The 18913-nt window shown below is 70.6% G+C and carries 18 protein-coding genes; 10 read left to right on the top strand and 8 right to left on the bottom strand.

The features are described 5' to 3' along the window. The first annotated feature begins 113 nt into the window (after positions 1-113). The gene (locus Csp2054_RS13525) at positions 114-743 is read left to right on the top strand and encodes a copper resistance protein CopC (protein ID WP_141399267.1); all 630 of its coding nucleotides are present in this window, start codon (positions 114-116) and stop codon (positions 741-743) included. Positions 744-871: 128 nt separating this feature from the next. Here the strand turns inward: Csp2054_RS13525 and dhaM are convergent, their stop codons facing one another. From dhaM to dhaK, 3 genes are read right to left on the bottom strand one after another with little or no spacing between them, the layout of a single operon-like run. Next, complete coding sequence (dhaM, locus tag Csp2054_RS13520; RefSeq protein ID WP_096899937.1) at positions 872-1579, bottom strand: dihydroxyacetone kinase phosphoryl donor subunit DhaM; 708 nt, start codon at positions 1577-1579, stop codon at positions 872-874. Continuing rightward, positions 1576-2202 (bottom strand): dihydroxyacetone kinase subunit DhaL, encoded by a 627-nt coding sequence (gene dhaL / locus Csp2054_RS13515; RefSeq protein WP_096899936.1) that lies wholly within the window; start codon positions 2200-2202, stop codon positions 1576-1578. The genes dhaM and dhaL overlap by 4 nt, the downstream gene beginning before the upstream one ends. 53 nt (positions 2203-2255) lie before the next feature. Continuing rightward, a complete protein-coding gene (gene dhaK, locus Csp2054_RS13510; protein ID WP_096899934.1) occupies positions 2256-3257 on the bottom strand; it encodes a dihydroxyacetone kinase subunit DhaK in 1002 nt (333 codons plus the stop codon). A 274-nt stretch (positions 3258-3531) separates the two neighbouring features. On the opposite strand from dhaK, the gene Csp2054_RS13505 reads away from it, so the two are divergent. Both Csp2054_RS13505 and glpK read left to right on the top strand, forming a co-directional pair. Beyond that, complete coding sequence (locus Csp2054_RS13505; protein WP_096899931.1) at positions 3532-4257, top strand: MIP/aquaporin family protein; 726 nt, start codon at positions 3532-3534, stop codon at positions 4255-4257. A 76-nt stretch (positions 4258-4333) separates the two neighbouring features. Then, positions 4334-5845: a glycerol kinase GlpK gene (glpK, locus tag Csp2054_RS13500; RefSeq protein WP_096899930.1), complete on the top strand. Its 1512-nt coding sequence runs from the start codon at positions 4334-4336 to the stop codon at positions 5843-5845. Positions 5846-6030: 185 nt separating this feature from the next. Here glpK and trpD read toward each other — a convergent pair whose 3' ends face one another. Beyond that, entirely contained in the window at positions 6031-7086 is a 1056-nt protein-coding gene (gene trpD, locus Csp2054_RS13495) for an anthranilate phosphoribosyltransferase (RefSeq protein WP_096899928.1), read from the bottom strand. A 70-nt stretch (positions 7087-7156) separates the two neighbouring features. On the opposite strand from trpD, the gene Csp2054_RS13490 reads away from it, so the two are divergent. The 5 genes from Csp2054_RS13490 to Csp2054_RS13470 all read left to right on the top strand — a co-directional run bounded on the left by Csp2054_RS13490 (position 7157) and on the right by Csp2054_RS13470 (position 12539). Continuing rightward, positions 7157-7795: a heme-copper oxidase subunit III gene (locus Csp2054_RS13490; protein WP_096899926.1), complete on the top strand. Its 639-nt coding sequence runs from the start codon at positions 7157-7159 to the stop codon at positions 7793-7795. Between the two features lie 21 nt (positions 7796-7816). Continuing rightward, on the top strand, positions 7817-8626 hold the full coding sequence (locus Csp2054_RS13485; RefSeq protein ID WP_096899924.1) for a c-type cytochrome: 810 nt from the start codon (positions 7817-7819) through the stop codon (positions 8624-8626). Positions 8627-8659: 33 nt separating this feature from the next. After that, positions 8660-9736, top strand: a complete 1077-nt coding sequence (locus Csp2054_RS13480) for a ubiquinol-cytochrome c reductase iron-sulfur subunit (protein WP_096899922.1) — start codon at positions 8660-8662, stop codon at positions 9734-9736. Then, a complete protein-coding gene (locus Csp2054_RS13475) occupies positions 9736-11424 on the top strand; it encodes a cytochrome b (protein WP_096899920.1) in 1689 nt (562 codons plus the stop codon). Before Csp2054_RS13480 ends, Csp2054_RS13475 begins: the two co-directional genes overlap by 1 nt. A gap of 155 nt (positions 11425-11579) precedes the next feature. After that, positions 11580-12539 carry a phosphodiesterase gene (locus Csp2054_RS13470; RefSeq protein ID WP_096899919.1) on the top strand — a complete coding sequence of 320 codons (960 nt, stop codon included), beginning with the start codon at positions 11580-11582 and terminating at the stop codon, positions 12537-12539. A gap of 94 nt (positions 12540-12633) precedes the next feature. On the opposite strand, the gene Csp2054_RS13465 is transcribed toward Csp2054_RS13470, so the two are convergent. From Csp2054_RS13465 to Csp2054_RS13450, 4 genes are all read right to left on the bottom strand, one after another. Further along, on the bottom strand, positions 12634-14178 hold the full coding sequence (locus Csp2054_RS13465; protein WP_096899917.1) for a stealth conserved region 3 domain-containing protein: 1545 nt from the start codon (positions 14176-14178) through the stop codon (positions 12634-12636). A gap of 164 nt (positions 14179-14342) precedes the next feature. Continuing rightward, a complete protein-coding gene (locus Csp2054_RS13460; RefSeq protein ID WP_255252749.1) occupies positions 14343-14774 on the bottom strand; it encodes a DUF6804 family protein in 432 nt (143 codons plus the stop codon). Beyond that, the gene (locus Csp2054_RS13455) at positions 14774-15358 is read right to left on the bottom strand and encodes a GDSL-type esterase/lipase family protein (protein ID WP_096899915.1); all 585 of its coding nucleotides are present in this window, start codon (positions 15356-15358) and stop codon (positions 14774-14776) included. Before Csp2054_RS13455 ends, Csp2054_RS13460 begins: the two co-directional genes overlap by 1 nt. Further along, positions 15355-16887 carry an SDR family oxidoreductase gene (locus tag Csp2054_RS13450; protein ID WP_096899913.1) on the bottom strand — a complete coding sequence of 511 codons (1533 nt, stop codon included), beginning with the start codon at positions 16885-16887 and terminating at the stop codon, positions 15355-15357. The genes Csp2054_RS13455 and Csp2054_RS13450 overlap by 4 nt, the downstream gene beginning before the upstream one ends. 42 nt (positions 16888-16929) lie before the next feature. Between Csp2054_RS13450 and deoC the strand changes: the two genes are divergently transcribed. Together deoC and Csp2054_RS13440 are read left to right on the top strand one after the other, a co-directional pair. Then, entirely contained in the window at positions 16930-17688 is a 759-nt protein-coding gene (deoC, locus tag Csp2054_RS13445) for a deoxyribose-phosphate aldolase (protein ID WP_411897157.1), read from the top strand. Between the two features lie 91 nt (positions 17689-17779). Beyond that, positions 17780-18733 (top strand): ROK family protein, encoded by a 954-nt coding sequence (locus tag Csp2054_RS13440; RefSeq protein WP_096899911.1) that lies wholly within the window; start codon positions 17780-17782, stop codon positions 18731-18733. Positions 18734-18913 lie beyond the last annotated feature (180 nt).

Genomic DNA, 18913 nt, shown 5'->3' with positions numbered 1-18913 from the left:
CGCGCTGTCCGCCCTTCTACGGGTCAAGGCCGGGAGGCACGGTTCGGCCTGGCAACGCGCGCTGCGGTCCGGTGGTCGCCCGTCGCACCGCCCGGTCCACTACGATCCTGTGCGTGCGTTCACGAACGGTGGCCCCGACCCTGCTGCTCTCGCTCCTGCTGGGGGGCGCGGCAGCCCTGACCGGAGCATCGCCGGCGTCCGCCCATGCCGCGCTGGTGTCGAGCGACCCCGCTGCGGACAGCACCGTCACCGAGTCGGTCGAGCGGGCGACGCTGACGTTCAGCGAACCACCCCTGACCGGGCTCGACGCCGGTCTGCGCATCGAGGTGCTCGACGAGTCCGGCGCTGACGTGTCGTCCGGCTCCGTCGAGGTGAGCGGCGCGTCGATGTCCCGGGCGGTCGACCTCGGCCCGGGCCGCTACCGCGTGCTGTGGCGGTACGTCTCCCCCGACGGACACCCGATCACCGGTGAGTACGGCTTCACCTCCGCCGTCGAGGTCGAGACCCCGGACGCGGATCCCACGTCCAGCCCCACTGCCGGTGATCCCGCTGCCGGCGGAGCAGCGACGTCCGAGCCGTCGTCCTCGGCGGCGGCGGGCTCCGACGACGACCTGGCCGAGGCCGGGTCCGCGGAGGACCCGACCGTACTGCCCTGGGTCGCGGGCGGAGCGGCGCTCCTCGCCCTCGTCGTCGCGGTCGTCGCCCTCGCACGTCGGACGCGGCGACCGCACGCCCGGCCCTGAGCCGGTCGACCCTCCCGCGTCCGACCGGCCACGCCCGGACGACCGGAACGACCGGCACACCCGGCCGACCGCTCAGCCCCGACCGCTCAGCGACGACCGCTCAGCGACGACCGCTCAGCGACGACCGCTCACTCGCCGAAGCCGGACCGGACGAGCTCCACGAGAGTGTCCACCGCTTCCTGCGCGTCGGGCCCGGACGCCTCGACCGTCACGGTCGCGCCCTTCGGCAGGGCGAGCGCCATGATCGCGAGCAGGCTCTTCGCGTCGACGCCGTTCACCCGGACCCGCGACTCGAACCGTGCGGCGGTCTTGACGAACTCCGCGGCCGGGCGCGCGTGCAGTCCCGTCTCGTTGACGAGGTCGGCAGCACCGGACACCGCCGCGCCGTCCGCGGCAGCGTCGTCGACGGGAGCCGACGGTCCGACCGGATCCGCGCCTCCCGGCTGGTCGTCCGCCGGACCACCCGCGGTCGCCGCCGCGGCGAGGACCGCCGCCACGTCGCCGCCCGTCTGGGCTGCCACGGCAGCGGCGACCGCCCCCTCGACGAGTGGCGCGCGGGAGACGTGCACGCGCTCGCGCACGTCGTCGTCGAGGAAGTCGAGCGCCGTGTCGGTCGTCAGGTAGGCCGATCCGAGGTCGCAGAGCACGACGATGCCGTCGGCGTCCGACAGCGACTCGATGCCGGCCGTCACGGCTTCGAACGAGGTGCCGATCCCGCCGTCCTCGGTCCCGCCCGCCGCGACCAACTGCACGTCGCCCGCCATCTGCCGGGCGAGTTCGACGGTGCCACGCGCCACGTCGGCGCTGTGCGAGACGACGAGGATGCCGACGCTCACGCTGCGTCCACCGCCGCGCGCAGCACGTAGACGCTCGACTGCGCCCCGGGATCGCGGTGCCCGACGGCCCGCTCCCCCAGGTAGCTCGCCCGCCCCTTGTGCGCGACGAGCGCGTCGGTGGACTCGGCGCCCGTCGCGGCGGCGTCCGCGGCGGCGACGAGGATGTCGCGCGGGGACGCCCCCGATCCCGCCGCGGCGGCCGCGGCGTCGACCGCCGGGCTCCAGGCGTCGACCATGGTCTTGTCGCCGACCTCGGCCTTGCCACGCGAGACGATGCCGTCGCGCGCCGCGGTCAGCACCGCCACGAGCGTCTCGGCGTCCAGCTCGTCCGCGTCGCCCGCCGCCTGGGCGGCCTTGAGGTAGGCGGTGCCGTAGAGCGGACCGGCCGCGCCGCCGACGGTCGAGATGAGCTTCGTCGCGACGACCTTGAAGACGGCACCGGGGGTGTCGAAGGTCCCGCCCTCGACCGCCTCGAGGACGGCGCGGAACCCACGGTCGAGGTTCTCGCCGTGGTCCCCGTCGCCGATCTCACGGTCGAGGGTGACGAGCTCGGCCCGGTGCTCGTCGATCGTCGCGGCGGTGCGGCGCACCCAGTCGATGGCCCATGCGGTGTCGAGCGCCAATGCGGTGTCCCTTCTGCGGCCGGTCCTCGTGGACCGGGATCGTGGTCGGTGGGTCAGCGACCCCAGCGCAGTGCGGGGGTCTCCACCGGGGCGTCCCAGAGCGTGGTGAGTTCGTCGTCGAGCACCGTGACGGTGAGCGAGAACCCCGCCATCTCCAGGGACGTGACGTAGTCACCGACGAGGCTACGCGCGACCTCGTACCCGCGGTCGGAGAGGACCTCGGCGGCGCGTCGGTACACGATGTACAGCTCGGACAGCGGCGTCCCGCCCATGCCGTTCACGAGCAGCAGGAGCTTCGATCCCGACGGTGCCGCCAGGTCGGTGAGGATCGGTTCGAGCACGCGGTCCACCAGCTCGTCCGCAGGTGCCATCGGGATGCGCTCGCGCCCGGGCTCGCCGTGGATGCCGATGCCGAGCTCGACCTCGTCGTCGGCGAGCGTGAACGAGGGCTCCCCCGCGTGCGGGACCGTGCCGGACGAGAGCGCGAGCCCCATCGAGCGGGTGACCTCGTTGACGTGCCGGGCGACCGCGGCGACGGCGTCGAGGTCGTCCCCGCGTTCGGCGGCGGCACCGGCGCACTTCTCGACCACGACCGTCCCCGCGACGCCGCGACGGCCCGCGGTGTAGAGCGAGTCCTGCACGGCCACGTCGTCGTCGACGACGACGGACTCGACCCGGACGTCGTCCATGCCGGCGAGCTCGGCGGCGGTCTCGAAGTTGAGGACGTCGCCGGTGTAGTTCTTCACGATGTGGAGCACGCCCGCTCCCCCGTCGACCGCCTTCGTCGCGGCGACGATCGGGTCCGGGGTCGGACTGGTGAAGACCGGCCCGGGGACCGCGGCGTCGAGCATGCCGTACCCGACGAACCCGGCGTGCAGGGGCTCGTGCCCGCTGCCGCCGCCGCTGACGATGCCGACCTTGCCGGAGACCGGTGCGTCGGCGCGGTGCAGGTGGATCGGGTCCTCGACCAGCACGACGTGTCCGGCGTGTGCGCGGGCGAACCCACGGACGGTCTCGTCGACCACGGACTGTGGGTCGTTGATGAGCTTCTTCACGGGGGAACCTCCCTGTCGACGGTGACGCGTTCACCCTACAGCGGGCGCCCGTTCCCCTGCCGTGCACGTTCGTGCAGCACGATCGTCGCGCAGGGCCCCCGCCGGACGGGCGAACTCGCAGGCGTCCTGCACGTTCGTGCACTTTCGCACGGATCGCTCGGGAATCCATCGCCCCGGGCGGAACCGCGTCACTATGCTCGGGCCCAATCACTCAACGGGGAGTGCCGGACGCAGCACCACCGGACCCCCACCCCTCACGCACTGGAGGTCACCGATGGACGGCATCGGCGTCAATTTCCTCTCGGAGCTCGTCGGCACGGCGATGCTCATCATCCTCGGTGGCGGTGTCGTCGCCGCCGTGTCGCTCACGAAGTCCAAGGGCTTCGGCGCGGGCTTCCTCATGGTCACGATCGGCTGGGGCTTCGCCGTCTTCGCCGGCGTCACCGTGTCGTACAAGTCCGGCGGCCAGCTCAACCCCGCGGTCAGCCTGGCGCTCGCACTGCTCGGCAAGATCACCGTCGGCGAGATGTTCCTCTACTGGCTCGCGCAGCTGATCGGCGCGATCATCGGCGCGATCATCGTCTGGCTCGCCTACAAGCAGCACTTCGACGAGGAGCCCGACGCGGCCGCCAAGCTCGGCGTCTTCTCGACCGGCCCGGCGATCCGCTCCTACGGCTGGAACGTCGTGACCGAGATCATCGGCACCTTCGTCCTGGTGTTCGTCGTCCTCGCCTTCACCAACGGCAAGACCCCGGCCGAGCTCGGCGCCGTCCCCGTCGCCTTCCTGGTCATCGCGATCGGCGTCTCGCTCGGTGGTCCGACCGGCTACGCGATCAACCCCGCCCGTGACCTCGGCCCCCGCATCGCGCACGCCATCCTGCCGATCAAGGGCAAGGGTTCGAGTGACTGGGCCTATTCGTGGGTCCCGGTCGTCGGGCCGCTCATCGGCGGTGCCCTCGCCGCCGGTGCGTCGACGTTCCTCCTGCCGATCGTCGCCTAGTACCCCTCCTCTCCACCACCGCCGCGGCCGGCACCGCTGCCGGCCGCGGCACACCCAACACCCGTAAGGAGCACCAATGGCCGACTACATCGTCGCCATCGACCAGGGCACCACCTCGACCCGAGCGATCGTGTTCGACCACTCCGGCTCGATCGTGTCCGTCGGACAGAAGGAGCACGAGCAGATCTTCCCGCGCGCCGGGTGGGTCGAGCACGACCCCGCCGAGATCTGGGACAACACCCGCGAGGTCATCGGGCAGGCGCTCTCCCGCGCCGACATCACCCGGCACGACGTCGCCGCGGTCGGCATCACCAACCAGCGTGAGACCGCCGTGGTGTGGGACAAGAACACCGGCAAGGCCGTCTACAACGCCATCGTCTGGCAGGACACCCGCACCCAGGACATCGTCGACAAGCTGGCGGACGGCGACACCGACCGGTACAAGGCCATCGTCGGCCTGCCGCTCGCGACCTACTTCGCCGGCACGAAGATCGCCTGGATCCTGGACAACGTCGAGGGTGCGCGCGAGAAGGCCGAGGCGGGCGACCTGCTCTTCGGCACCACCGACACCTGGGTGCTCTGGAACCTCACCGGCGGCACCGACGGCGGCGTCCACAAGACCGACGTCACGAACGCCTCGCGCACGATGTTCATGGACCTCGAGACGCTCCAGTGGCGCGACGACATCCTCGCCGACTTCGGTGTGCCGAAGTCGATGCTCCCGGAGATCGTCAGCTCCTCCGAGGTCTACGGGCACGTCGAGTCGTCGAGCCTCCTCCGCGAGGTGCCGATCGCCGGCATCCTGGGCGACCAGCAGGCCGCGACGTTCGGGCAGGCGGCGTTCGACCAGGGCGAGTCGAAGAACACCTACGGCACGGGCAACTTCCTCATCTTCAACACGGGCACCGAGATCGTCCGGTCGGAGAACGGCCTGCTCACCACCGTCGGCTACAAGCTCGGCGACCAGGAGACGCACTACGCGCTCGAGGGGTCGATCGCCGTCACGGGGTCGCTGATCCAGTGGCTCCGCGACAACCTCGGGCTCATCGGCAGCGCCCCGGAGGTCGAGGCCCTCGCCAAGACCGTCGAGGACAACGGCGGCGTGTACTTCGTGCCGGCGTTCTCGGGCCTCTTCGCGCCGTACTGGCGTCCCGATGCCCGCGGTGCGATCGTCGGCCTCACCCGCTACGTCAACAAGGGCCACATCGCGCGTGCCGCCCTCGAGGCGACGGCGCTGCAGACCCGCGAGGTCCTCGACGCCGTCAACGCCGACTCCGGCGTCGACCTGACGGAGCTCAAGGTCGACGGCGGCATGACCGCGAACGACGCGCTCATGCAGTTCCAGGCGGACATCCTCAACGTGCCGGTCGTGCGACCGGTCGTCGCGGAGACCACCGCGCTCGGCGCCGCCTACGCGGCGGGCCTCGCCGTCGGGTTCTGGGCGAACCTCGACGAGCTCCGCGCGAACTGGCAGGAGGACAAGCGCTGGGAGCCGCAGCTCGACGACGCCGAGCGCGAGCGCACCCTGCGCCTCTGGAAGAAGGCCGTCACGAAGACCTTCGACTGGGTGGACGAAGACGTCAAGTAGGCGACTGCCCACGTGACCGCCTGGAGGCGCGGTGCGGGTCCGACGGACCGGCACCGCGCCTCCAGGTCGTTGCGCTGAGCGCGGGGAGCCGTCGACGGCGCGCGTCCTGACCGCGGAACCGGGTTCCGGACACAACACCGTGCTTGTTCGTGGTTCCGTGTCCGGAACCTGGTTCCGGCGGCTCCTCAGGCGGCGGGTGCGACGCCGACCCAGTCCGCGAGCTTGCGGGCGGCCGCCCCGGAGTCGACCACGTCGGCCGCGACAGCGAGCTGCTCGCGGAAGCGCTGCAGGATGGGACGGTCCGCCTGGGCCGGGTCCTGGGCCAGCCGGAACGACACGAGCCCCGCGGCCGCGTTGAGCAGCACGATGTCGCGCACCGGACCCTGCTCCCCCGCGAGCACGCGGTGCACGATCGCGGCGTTGTGCTCCGGGTCGCCGCCGAGCAGGTCCTCGGTGCGGGCCCGGGCGATGCCGAGGTCGCGCGGGTCGATGTCGTGCTCGATGACCCGCCCGCCGGTGACCTCCCAGATGTGGCTGTGCCCGGTGGTCGTCAGCTCGTCCAGGCCGTCGTCACCGCGGAACACGAGCGCCGTTGCGCCACGGGTCTGGAACACGCCCGTGATGATCGGCACGAGCTCGAGCTGTGCCACGCCCACGGCGTTCGCCTCGCACCGCGCCGGGTTGACGAGCGGCCCGAGGAAGTTGAACACGGTCGGCACACCGATCTCACGGCGCACCGGGGCCGCGTGCGCGAAACCGGGGTGGAAGGCGCTCGCGAACGCGAAGGTCAGACCGACACGCCGGAAGGTGTCCGCGACACGCGCGGCGTCCATCGTCAGGTCGAGCCCGAGCGCAGCGAGCACGTCGCTCGAACCGGACTTCGACGAGCTGGCCCGGTTGCCGTGCTTGACGACCGGTACGCCCGCCGCCGCGATGACGACGGCGGCCATCGTCGACACGTTGACGGTGCCGACGACGTCGCCCCCGGTGCCGACGATGTCGAGGGCCATGGGGTCGACGTCCAGCGGGACCGCGGCGTCGAGGATCGCGTCGCGGAACCCGACGACCTCGTCGACGGTCTCGCCCTTCGCGCGCAGGGCGACCGCGAAGGCGGCGATCTGAGCGGCGGTCGCGTGCCCCTGCACGATCTGCTCCATGGCCCATGTGGACTGCCTGATCGACAGGTCCTGACGCGCCATGAGGGCGCTGATCACCGATGGCCACGTGAGTGCGTCGTGCATGCGTCGATCGTAGTGACTTGGAGCGACCCGCCAGTCGACCAGGAAAACACTGTCCGTGGTTTCGGCCATAATGGAGTCTGTGACTAGCACCCCTCTCTCCAGATCAGCCACCGCACCGGTCCTCAACAGGCCGAACGCCGTGGCCGTGGGGACGATCGTGTGGCTGGGCAGCGAGGTCATGTTCTTCGCCGGCCTGTTCGCGATCTACTTCACGCTCCGCAGCACCTCCCCCGAACTCTGGGCGACCGAGACCGCCAAGCTCGAGGTGCCGTTCGCGTCCGTGAACACGATCATCCTGGTGCTGTCCAGCTTCGCCTGCCAGTTCGCCGTCTTCGCGGCCGAGCGCTTCCAGGTGCACCGCACGAGCTGGAACCCGCGCCACTGGGGCATGACCGAGTGGTTCTTCGTGACCTACTGCATGGGTGCGATCTTCGTCTGCGGGCAGATCTTCGAGTACGCCAACCTCTGGCACGAGGGCATCACGCTCTCCTCGAGCGCGTACGGCTCGGCGTTCTACATGACGACCGGGTTCCACGGCCTCCACGTCACGGGTGGCCTGATCGCGTTCCTGCTCACGCTCGGTCGCGGGTTCGCGGCCAAGAACTTCGGTCACAAGGAAGCGACCACCGCGATCGTCGTGTCGTACTACTGGCACTTCGTCGACGTCGTCTGGATCGGCCTCTTCGCCGTCATCTACCTTCTCAAGTAGGAACTGGATAGCCCCCACCGCATGTTCAACAGAACCAAGTCCAAGAAGGGCCGCCGGTCACCGCTGGCGACCGTGTCGCTCATCGTCGTCGGTCTGATGACCACCGGCGGTGCGTACGCGCTGTTCAGCTCCACGGCGAACGCGGACGACAGCTCGAGCTCGGTCTCGGCCGCGTCCACCCAGTCGAAGGTCAACGAGGGCGAGAAGCTCTTCGCCTCGAACTGCGCCACCTGCCACGGGCTGAACGCCCAGGGCACGAACGAGGGCCCGTCCCTCATCGGCGTCGGCGCCGCGTCGGTCGACTTCCAGGTGGGCACCGGCCGCATGCCGATGGCCGCGTCGGGCCCGCAGGCCGAGCAGAAGCCGGTCCAGTTCACGAACGACCAGATCGACGCGCTCGCGCAGTACGTCGCCTCGCTCGCCCCCGGCCCCGCGGTCCCCTCCTCCGACCTCACGGACGGCAAGGGTGACGCGGCCGAGGGTGCCGAGCTCTTCCGCATCAACTGCGCGATGTGCCACAACGTCGCCGGGGCCGGCGGTGCGCTCACCGAGGGCAAGTACGCGCCGAACCTGCAGAAGGTCTCCGGCAAGCACATCTACGAGGCGATGCTCACCGGCCCGCAGAACATGCCGGTGTTCAACGACCTGAACCTGACCCCGCAGCAGAAGGCCGACGTCATCACGTACCTCAAGTACGTGCAGGACAACAAGTCGCCCGGCGGCTTCGCGCTCGGCTCCATCGGACCGGTGGCCGAGGGTCTGTTCATCTGGATCTTCGGGCTCGGCGCGGTCGTCGCGATGACCGTCTGGCTGACCGCGAAGTCCAACTGATCGTCCGTGTCGAACGACACTGAAGGGAACACCATGGCAGAGCACGACGACGAGGCACTGAACTCGTCCTCGGCTGTCGAGAAGCACGGCACGACGGAGGGCCCATCGGCGCCGGCCGGCACCGCGGTCCTCCCCGCGGACCCGTTCGAGAACCCGGGCGAGCCGCCCCACCGTGCGCGTCGCACGGACGTCGACCCGAAGAAGCAGCGTCTGGCCGAGCGCCAGGTCGCCACGTTCTTCTACCTGTCGATCGTCGGCAGCGTGCTGGCCATCGCCGCCTACGTCGCGTTCCCCATCAAGGAGGACGACTTCGGCTCGGTCCGCCTCGCGAACCTCTGGCTCGGTCTGTCGATCGCCCTGGCGTTGCTCGCGCTCGGTCTCGGTGCCGTCTACTGGTCGAAGACCCTCGTCGTCGACCGCGAGATCACCGAGATGCGCCACCCCACTCGTGGGACCGACGCCACGCGTGCGAAGGCCGTCGAGGCGTTCCAGCTCGCGGACAAGGAGTCCGGGTTCAGCCGCCGCAAGCTGATCCGCAACTCGATGATCGGCGCCCTCGCGGCGTTCCCGCTCCCGGGCATCGTCCTGGTGCGCGACCTCGCGCCCGCGGCCGACCCCAACGAACTCCTCCGCCACACGATGTGGGCGAAGGGCACGCGCCTGACGAAGGACCCGACCGGTCTGCCGATCAAGGCGTCGGACGTGACCATCGGCTCGGTGTTCCACGTCATCCCCGACGGTCTCCTTGACAAGGAGGACATGCTCGAGGAGAAGGCCAAGGCCGCCGTCCTCCTCATGCGCCTCGACCCCAAGGACCTCAACCCCGCCAAGGGACACGAGGACTGGGGCTACGACGGGATCGTCGCCTACTCGAAGATCTGCACCCACGTCGGGTGCCCCGTCGCCCTCTACGAGCAGCAGACGCACCACCTGCTGTGCCCGTGCCACCAGTCGACCTTCGACGTCGCGAACAACTGCGAGGTCATCTTCGGCCCGGCGGCACGCCCTCTCCCCCAACTTCCGATCGCGATCGACGCCGACGGCTACCTCGTGGCGCAGAGCGACTTCCACGAGCCGGTCGGACCGTCCTTCTGGGAGCGTGACCGCTGATGAGCACCACAACCCGCCCTGCAACGGCGACGGCCGACAAGCCGGCAGCCGATCGCGGATCCCGAGTCATCGGGTTCGCCGCCAACTACATCGACGAGCGCACGAGCATCTCGGGCCTGGTGAAGGAGGTCGGTCGCAAGATCTTCCCCGACCACTGGAGCTTCATGCTCGGCGAGGTCGCGCTGTACAGCTTCGTGGTGGTGCTGCTCTCCGGCACCTTCCTGACCTTCTTCTTCCAGGCCTCGATGGCCGAGGTGGTCTACCAGGGCTCGTACCTGCCGCTCAAGGGCATCGAGATGTCGACCGCACTGCAGTCGACGCTGAACATCTCGTTCGACATCCGCGGCGGGCTCTTCGTCCGGCAGATCCACCACTGGGCGGCCCTGCTGTTCATCGCGGCGATCATGCTCCACATGGCACGCGTGTTCTTCACCGGCGCCTTCCGCAAGCCGCGTGAGCTCAACTGGGTCTTCGGCTTCATCCTCTGGGTGCTGGCGATGGCCGAGGGCTTCACCGGCTACTCGCTCCCCGACGACCTGCTCTCCGGCAACGGTCTGCGCATCATCGTCGGCATGATCGAGGGTGTCCCGGTCATCGGCGTCTGGATCGCGTACCTGCTGTTCGGCGGCGAGTTCCCGGGTACCGACATCGTCGGCCGCCTCTACACGCTGCACATCCTGCTGCTGCCGGCGATCCTCGTCGCGGTGCTCGGCGTGCACCTCGTGCTCGTCGTGATCAACAAGCACACGCAGTTCGCGGGCCCGGGCAAGACGAACGACAACGTCGTGGGCGTGCCGATCCTCCCGGCGTTCGCCGCGAAGGCCGGTGGGTTCTTCTTCATCGTCGCCGGCATCCTCGCCCTGATCGCGTCGCTGTTCACGATCAACCCGATCTGGAACTACGGCCCGTACGACCCGTCCCCCGTGTCCGCGGGTACCCAGCCCGACTGGTACATCGGCTTCGCCGACGGTGCGCTCCGACTGGTGCCGCCGCACTGGGAGGTCGTGTGGTTCGGCTACACCGTGTCGTTCAACATCCTCGTGCCGATCGCGGTGCTCGTCGGGCTGATCCTCGCGATCTTCGTCTACCCGTTCGTCGAGGCGTGGGTGACGGGTGACAAGCGTGAGCACCACCTCGCCGACCGTCCGCGCAACGCTCCGACCCGCACGGGCATCGGTGCCGCCGGCATCATGCTCTACGCGAGCCTCTGGGCCGCAGCGTCGTCGGACATCATCGCCACGCACTTCATGGTGTCGATCGACGCGGTGATCCACGTCATCCAGGCCATGACGGTCCTCGGCCCGTTCGTCGCCTTCTGGATCACGAAGCGCGTCTGCCTCGCCCTGCAGAAGAAGGACCGCGAGATCGTCCTGCACGGGTACGAGTCGGGCCGCATCGTCCGACTCCCCCACGGCGAGTACATCGAGGTGCACCAGCCCCTCGACGAGTACGAGCGCTGGCGTCTGCTGCAGTTCAACGAGTACAAGCCGCTCATGCTGCGTCCGAACGCCCAGGGCAAGATCAGCGGTGCGCAGAAGGTCCGCGCGAACCTGTCGCGGTTCTTCTTCGAGGACCGCATCGCTCCGGTCACCAAGTCCGAGCTCGAGGCAGCGCACGCCGCGCACCACGGTCCGGAGCTGACTGGTGGCGACCAGCCCGCCGCCGCGGTCGGAGCCGGCAACCACTGAGTTCCTCGGCAAGAACGAACGAGCCCCTCGTCCACATCGTGGTCGGGGGGCTCGTTCGTTCGCGGCAACCCGAAACACCCTCTGCGGTTCACCACCGATTCAGATTTCTGTGGCAGCGTGTTGCACCACGCATCCGCCAACGGAACGAGACACCGATGGACAGCCGGACGGCCGAACACCCCAGGCCGAACCACTTCCTCCTCCACCTCAGCGACACGCACCTCGTCGGCGACGACGGTGCCCTCTACGGCGACGTCGACTCCGCCGCCCGACTCAGCGAGATCATCGCCGACGTCGAAGCCTCCGGTGCCCGACCGGAAGCGATCGTCGTCACGGGCGACGTCGCCGACAAGGGTGAGCCGGGCGCCTACGCGAAGGTGCGGGCGATCCTCGAGCCCGCGGCCGAGCGCGTCGGAGCGCAGTTGATCTGGGCCATGGGCAACCACGACGAGCGTGGCGCCTTCCGGCAGGGCCTGTTCGACCTCCAGCCGACGGACCGGCCGGTCGACTTCGTCTACGACGTCAACGGCCTCCGGGTGATCACGCTGGACACGAGCGTGCCCGGCGCGCACCACGGTGAGGTCTCCCCCGAACAGCTCGACTGGCTCGCCGAGGTGCTGTCCGAGGCCGCTCCGCACGGGACGATCCTCGCGATGCACCACCCGCCGGTCCCGAGCGTGCAGGACCTCGCCGTCCTCGTGGAGCTGCGGGACCAGGCCGCCCTCGCCGAGGTGGTGGAGGGCAGCGACGTGATCGGCATCATCGCCGGGCACCTGCACTACTCGACGAGCGCCGTGTTCGCGGGCATCCCGGTCTCCGTCGCGAGCGCGACGTGCTACACGCAGGACCTCCTCGAGTACCACGCGGGCACCCGGGGACGGGACGGCGCGCAGTCGTTCAACCTCGTGCACGTGTACGGCCGGAACGTCGTACACTCCGTCGTCCCGATCGGGCACTACACGACGGTGGGCGAGCCGGTGTCGTCCGTCGAGACGGAGGCGCGGCTCGCGGCCGCCGGGGTCCGGATCGCACCTGCGGTCGAGCCGGCGCCGGTGACGTCGAGCATCGCGGTCTTCACGCTGGACTCGGTGCCGCTCTCCCCCGTCCATCCCTGACGGTCAGGGACGGGGCGCCGGCGGCAGCAGGGCGGCTCGAGCGCCCCAGCAGGGCGGCTAGCTCCCCAGGAGTGTCGGGCGCTCCCAGGAGCGTTCAGCGCTCCCAGGGAGCGGGGAACGGGAAGTAGCGCTCCAGGAAGTCCGTGACGCGCTCGGTCCGCTCCTCGTCGGACACCTCCGGGAAGCTGCCGTCGTTGAGGCAGAAGAAGTCGACGTTCCGCTTCTTGAGCAGTTCGTCGAGCGCCGTCAGCCCCGACTGCATGGTGGTGTCGACGTACTTCACCGAGGAGTTCTCCTGGATGATCGCCCGTCCGGTGAGCAGTGCGTAGTAGTGGTAGAGCGAGTTCGTCACCGAGATGTTCTCGGCCGCCCGGAACCGGGACGCAGCCGTCGCGCGGAACTCGTCCGCGAACTCGTGCTCCATCTCGGTCATGATCGAGGCGCGGAGCGGGGTCGGCGCGTGCTCGAGGTGGCGCGTGGTCACCGCTCCGAACCGCTGCTGCAGCAGGCGCCGGTTGACCCGCGCGGAGTTCTCGAACCCGCTGCGTGCCGGGTGGTTCGAACCGAGCCCGATGCGGGTGTCCGCGACGATGAACTTCGTGACCGAGCCCGGGCTGAAGAACACCGACGGCTCGACCAGGCGACCGAAGAACATGTCGTCGTTCGAGTAGATGAAGTGCTCGCTGATGCCCGGGATGTGGTGGAGCTGTGACTCGACGGCCTGCGAGTTGTGCGTCGGCAGCACCGAGGGGTCGGTGAAGAACTCCTCGCTGCGGACGATCCGCACCTTCGGGTGCTCGGCGAGCCAGTGCGGCGCCGGTGAGTCGGTCGCGATGTAGATCTGCCGGATCCACGGCGCGAAGGTGTGCACCGACCGGAGCGCGTACTTCAGTTCGTCGATCTGCCGGAAGCGGGCCGGCGCGTCGTCGCCCTCCCCCAGCACCACGCCGGCCTGCGCGGCCTGTCGAGCGCGCTGGTACTCGACCGCGTTGCCGTCGACCCACGAGAAGACGATGTCGATCGGGAAGCGGATGTCGGAGACGTGGTCGTCGAACATGTGCTCGACGGTGCGCCACGTCCGCCCGTACCGGTCGATGTCGACGAGCACGAACTCCTCGATCGGCAGGCTGCGCCGCATGAGCGCGTTCTCGACCGGCGCGAGGACCTCGGAGTCGGTGACCCGCCAGAACTCGAGCTGGACGCTGGTGTCCGCACCGTAGCGGAGGCGACCGAGCGGTTCGACGCGCGGGCGGAACAGCCGGAGCACGGGCTCGTCGGGTGAGCCGAAGCCGTCGTCGATCACGAGGACGGCAGGACGCTTGGGCGGCTTCGCGTAGAAGGGCTCGTTCGCGGACGCGTCCATCACGGCGCTCTCCGCGCGCTGCCGGTCCCGCTCGTCGACGGCGATGACCGGGCGTCGGTCGTTGCCGCGGATGAGCAGGTGGTCGACGTCCGCCGCGGACAGGGCGTCGTCCAGGAACAGCAGGTCCTCGATCATCGACTGCTGGGGCGTGAGGTGCCCGTTGAGCAGCGTGAGCCGTCCCTTGCGGACGACGACGTCGGGCCGGTCGAGACCGCCGGACGACGGTCGAGGGGTCAGCAGCGGACTCTCGGTCACCGGCTCGGTCTCGTCGCTCATCCACGCCCTTCGGGTTGCCGCCGGGTCCTGCACCCGAACGCTCCGTCGGGTCCTGCACCCGACCGCTCGATCCTACCGTCCGAGCGGACGGCGGGTGCACCCCCGTCCGGTGGGCGGCCGTCGCGCAGCCGGCCTCGCGTCCGTCAGCCATCCGGACAGGAGGCTCAGCCGGCGTCCGTCCCGCGCGGCACCTTGAGCACGATGCCCACCACCACGAACACCGCTGCCGCGACGATCTGCATCGTCGCCCAGACCTCGCCGACGATCGGGACGACCGCCACCGGATTCCAGCACACCGCGATCGCGGCCATCAGGACCGTTGCCCACCACGCCCGACCGCGGACCGTGAACACGAGCACGATGAGGGCGAGCACGGTGACGGCCCAGCGGACGAACACGAAGGCGGGCGCGTCGAGGAACGCGACGCACGCCAGCAGGACCACCGCGGCCAGCAGGGACGGAGCGAGCCCGGGCCGGGTGAAGGACGGGGTCGCACCGGACGAACGGGTGTCCGATCGCGCGGGGGTCGGTGCCGGTCGTGCGGGCACGCCGTGCTGCGACGAGCCGATCGCTGGCCGTCCCCTGCGTGCGGCCATCAGGCCCGGGACTCGTCGAGGTCGATCGCGCGGAACGGACGGGACATCGGCGGCAGGTCCCGGACCCGTTCGAGCGCGGGCTCGAGCTCCTCGAGGAAGGCGCGGTACCCCTCGTCGTTCAGGTGCAGCCCGTCCTCGGTGAACCGGTCGGCGAGGCGGTCGCCGTCGGCAAGGGCCGGCCAGGCGTCGAGGTACTGCGCGTGGCAGGTGGCGACGAACTGCCGCAGGTGCCGGTTCGCCTCCTCGATCTTCGCGCGGTACTCGGCCTGGCGGGGCAGGACGGAGACCAGCAGGAGCCGGACACCCGGCAGTTCGCGGCGGAGCGTCACGAGGATCGTCTCGACGTTCCGCACGACGTGCTCGACGCTGGCGCGGTGGTTGCCGAAGTCGTTCGTGCCGATGAGCAGGACGATCACCTCGGGCTCGGCCGCGACGACGGCGTCGAGCCGTGCGAGCACACCGTCGGTGGTGTCTCCGCCCACCCCGTGGTTGGCCGTGCGCTCCGCGGGGAGTCGGTCCTGCCAGTCCCCGGCCTCGGTGATGCTGTCCCCCAGGAACAGGACGGTGGGTCGGTCCTCGGTCATGCTGCCTCCTCGTGCGACGTCTCCGCGTCCCCATTGTGGTGCGTCCGGTTGCGTGCGGTCGAGTCGGTGTTGTGCGACTCGCGTTCCGCCGCCGCCGTGATGCGTTCGACCATGCCCGGGAAGATCACGCCGTGGAAGGGCAGGATCGAGTACCAGTACAACCGTCCGGAGAGCCCCTGGGGGAAGTAGATCGCCCGCTGGTGGTAGTCGCTGCCCCCGTCGGGCGACGGTGTGACGGTCATCTCGAGCCAGGCGCGCCCCGGCGACTTGAACTCGGCGCGGAGCCGCAGGTAGCGCCCGCGGTCCAGCCGTTCCACGCGCCACCAGTCGAGCGCGTCACCCTGCTCGAGCCGCTGTGGGTCCCGACGCCCCCGGCTGAGGCCGACGCCCCCGGCGACCTTGTCCATCCACCCCCGGGCGACCCAGGCGAGCGGGAAGGAGTACCAGCCGTTCTCGCCGCCGATCGACTCGAGCACGCGCCACACGTCGGCGGCCGAGGCGTCCGTGTGCCGCTTCCGGTCGTCGACGTAGACGGTGTGGCCGGCCCACTCGGGGTCGCTCGGCAGCGGATCCGCCGGGGTCGGGGTCAGGCTCGCGCTGCGCCAGCTCGTCTCGACCTCGCCCGTGCGCATCCGCGTGAGCGCCAACCGGACCGCGCGGCGGTAGGGCGTGAGCCCGCCCTCGGGGTGCGGCACGTACCGGTCGATGTCGTGCTCGCGCTGCACGCACTCGAACTGCAGCGACTCGATGATCGGCCGCGCGAGCTTCCGCGGGATCGGCGTCACGATGTTGAACCAGTGCGCCGCGAGGCCGGGCGTGAGCACCGGGAGCGACGCGATCGCCCGCTGCGGGAGCTTCGCCTCGACCGCGTACCCGTTGAGCATCTGCCCGTACCGGAGGACGTCCGGGCCGCCGATGTCGAAGGTGCGGTTGACGTCGGCCGGGATCTCGAGCGCCTGCACCAGGTAGTACAGGACGTCGCGGATGGCGATCGGCTGGATGCGGTTGCGCACCCACTTCGGCGCCGGCATCCACGGCAGGACGTCGGTGACGTGCCGGATCATCTCGAACGAGGTGCTGCCCGACCCGATCACCACGCCGGCCTGGTACGCGATCGTCGGCACGCCCGAGCGCAGCAGGACGTCCCCGACCTCCTTGCGGCTCCTGAGGTGCTTCGACAGCTCGCCGTCGGGGTGCAGGCCGCCGAGGTAGACGAAGCGTCGGACACCGGCGACGCGGGCCTCGTGCCCCATGGTGCCGGCCGCCTGGGTCTCGGCCCGTTCGAAGTCCCCGTCGGCACCCATGGCGTGCGCGAGGTAGTAGACGGCGTCGATGCCCTCGACGGCGCTCCGCACGGCGCGGGCGTCCATCAGGTCCCCGGACGCGATCTCGACGTCGTCGTGCCATGGCACGTCCTGGAGCTTCCGCGGGGTGCGGACGAACACCCGGACGGTGTGTCCGGCCTCGAGGAGTCTGGGGACGAGTCGGCCGCCGATGTACCCGGTCGCACCGGTGACGAGGACGTGCATGCGGGGCACGGTACGCCGGTCGCCTCCGGGTAGGCTTGCGGGGTGGACAACGCAGCCATCCCCACCCCCGAGCAGTCCGACGCAGGCCACCTCGACGCCGACGCGGTCCGGGCGCTCATCGACCACGCGATCCTCAAGCCCGAGCTGACCCGCGCTGACGTCGACGCGCAGCTCGACGAGGCCGCGGCGCACCGCGTCTTCAGCGTGTGCGTCCGGCCGAGCGACGTCGCGCACGCGGTGGAGCGCCTGGCCGGCACCGGGGTCGGCGTCGGCACCGTGATCGGCTTCCCGCACGGCACGACCTCGACCGCAGCCAAGGTCGCGGAGTCGCTGCAGGCCCTCGCCGACGGAGCGTTCGAGCTCGACATGGTCCAGAACATCGGTGCCGCCAGGTCCGGCGACTGGGAGCGCGTCGAGCAGGACGTCCGCGCCGTGGTCGAGGCGGCCGGGGACACCGTCGTCAAGGTCATCCTCGAGACGGCGTTCCTCACCGACGACGAGATCGTCGCGGCCTCACGGGCGGCGCAGCGTGCGGGTGCCGCCTTCGTCAAGACCTCCACCGGGTTCGCCGGGGGCGGTGCCTCGGCGGAGCACATCCGGCTGATGCGCGAGACGGTCGGTCCGGACACCGGGGTGAAGGCCTCGGGCGGCGTCCGTGGGCTCGACACCCTCATCGAGATGGTGCGGGCCGGCGCGGACCGCATCGGCACGAGCGCCTCGGCACGCATCCTCGACGAGGTCGCCCACCGCGCCGAGACCGGCGCAGCATCGTCCCTCGGCGACGACACCTCCTCGTACTGACCCCCACCCCAGCCCGAGGCGAGCACCCGCCGGACGCGACGACGCGTCCGGGACGTGCGCCGAGCCTCCCGTCCGTCGCACCGGAGCGAACATGACCGACAGCACCACCCAGCCCGCAGCCGTCGCACTGGCGGTCGACCTCGGCGGCACGAAGGTCGAGGCGGCCCTGGTCACCGACCAGGGCGTCGTCCTGCCGGGGACCCGGCACCGCAGCCCGACCGGGCCAGGCCGGACCTCCGACGAGCTGCAGGCGGCCGTCGACGAGGTCGTCACGGCGACCCTGGCCACCCTGCCCTCCGACGCTCGGCTGGTCGGGGTCGGGATCGGTTCGGCGGGCCCCGTCGACGAGGTCGACGGGCTCGTCTCACCACTCAACATGCCGGTGTGGCGCGGCTACCCGCTCCGCGACCGCGTCGCACGGCACGTCCCGGCGGGCACGCCGGTGACGCTCCGCATGGACGGCCTCGCGATCACCCTCGCCGAGCACTGGGTCGGCGCAGCGCAGGGGTACGACCACGTGATGGGCATGATCGTCTCGACCGGTGTCGGCGGCGGGCTCATCCTGCACGGCCGCACGGTCAGCGGCCCCACCGGGAACGCCGGCCACATCGGCCACGTCGAGTGCGGCGGGTACGACGACCCGTGCGCGTGCGGCGGCACCGGGTGCCTCGAGGCGGTCGCCAGCGGTCCGAAGACGGTCGCGTGGGCACAGCGCCAGGGCTTCGCCGGCAGCACGGGCGAGGAGCTCGCGGCCGCCTACGCTGCCGGTGATGAGGTCGCGGTCGCCGCGGTCCGGCGCAGCGGGCGGGCGCTCGGACAGGCCATCGCGGCGGCGACGAGCCTCGTCGACCTCGAGGTCGTGGCCATCGGCGGCGGCTTCTCGCACGTCACGCCCGACCTGTTCGAGTACGCGCGGGCCGCGGTGGCCGAGCGGACCGAGTTCCCCTTCGTCACGAAGGTGCGGATCGTCCCGACCGGGCTGTCGCAGGACGGTCCGCTCATCGGCGCTGCGGCGCTGGTGCACCGCGCCGACGTCCTGCGCTGACGGCGCGGGTTGCGGCGGCCATCGCGCCGCGTTCGTTCGTCGCGTCGCGTCGGTTCGTCGCGTCGCGTCCGTTCGTTCGTCGCGTCGCGTCGGTTCCTCGCGTCGCGTCCTGTCGGGAGGCACGTGGGGACGCAGCCCCGCACCGTGCGTAGCGGGGGCGCTCTCCACAGGCGCCGTCGT

Origin of the sequence: Curtobacterium sp. 'Ferrero' (genome assembly GCF_002412165.1) — a bacterium.
Classification (GTDB): Bacteria; Actinomycetota; Actinomycetes; order Actinomycetales; family Microbacteriaceae; genus Curtobacterium.
Note: the sequence above shows the minus strand (reverse complement) of the source record. Positions and strands in the feature narration are given on the sequence as shown.

Excerpts from the sequence above, each read along its gene's own strand:
- Csp2054_RS13505 (WP_096899931.1), top strand. The coding sequence starts at position 3,532 with ATGGACGGCATCGGCGTCAATTTCCTCTCGGAGCTCGTCGGCACGGCG.
- glpK (WP_096899930.1), top strand. The coding sequence starts at position 4,334 with ATGGCCGACTACATCGTCGCCATCGACCAGGGCACCACCTCGACCCGA.
- trpD (WP_096899928.1), bottom strand. The coding sequence starts at position 7,086 with ATGCACGACGCACTCACGTGGCCATCGGTGATCAGCGCCCTCATGGCG.
- Csp2054_RS13490 (WP_096899926.1), top strand. The coding sequence starts at position 7,157 with ATGGAGTCTGTGACTAGCACCCCTCTCTCCAGATCAGCCACCGCACCG.
- Csp2054_RS13485 (WP_096899924.1), top strand. The coding sequence starts at position 7,817 with ATGTTCAACAGAACCAAGTCCAAGAAGGGCCGCCGGTCACCGCTGGCG.
- Csp2054_RS13480 (WP_096899922.1), top strand. The coding sequence starts at position 8,660 with ATGGCAGAGCACGACGACGAGGCACTGAACTCGTCCTCGGCTGTCGAG.
- Csp2054_RS13475 (WP_096899920.1), top strand. The coding sequence starts at position 9,736 with ATGAGCACCACAACCCGCCCTGCAACGGCGACGGCCGACAAGCCGGCA.
- Csp2054_RS13470 (WP_096899919.1), top strand. The coding sequence starts at position 11,580 with ATGGACAGCCGGACGGCCGAACACCCCAGGCCGAACCACTTCCTCCTC.
- Csp2054_RS13465 (WP_096899917.1), bottom strand. The coding sequence starts at position 14,178 with ATGAGCGACGAGACCGAGCCGGTGACCGAGAGTCCGCTGCTGACCCCT.
- Csp2054_RS13460 (WP_255252749.1), bottom strand. The coding sequence starts at position 14,774 with ATGGCCGCACGCAGGGGACGGCCAGCGATCGGCTCGTCGCAGCACGGC.
- Csp2054_RS13455 (WP_096899915.1), bottom strand. The coding sequence starts at position 15,358 with ATGACCGAGGACCGACCCACCGTCCTGTTCCTGGGGGACAGCATCACC.
- Csp2054_RS13450 (WP_096899913.1), bottom strand. The coding sequence starts at position 16,887 with ATGCACGTCCTCGTCACCGGTGCGACCGGGTACATCGGCGGCCGACTC.
- Csp2054_RS13440 (WP_096899911.1), top strand. The coding sequence starts at position 17,780 with ATGACCGACAGCACCACCCAGCCCGCAGCCGTCGCACTGGCGGTCGAC.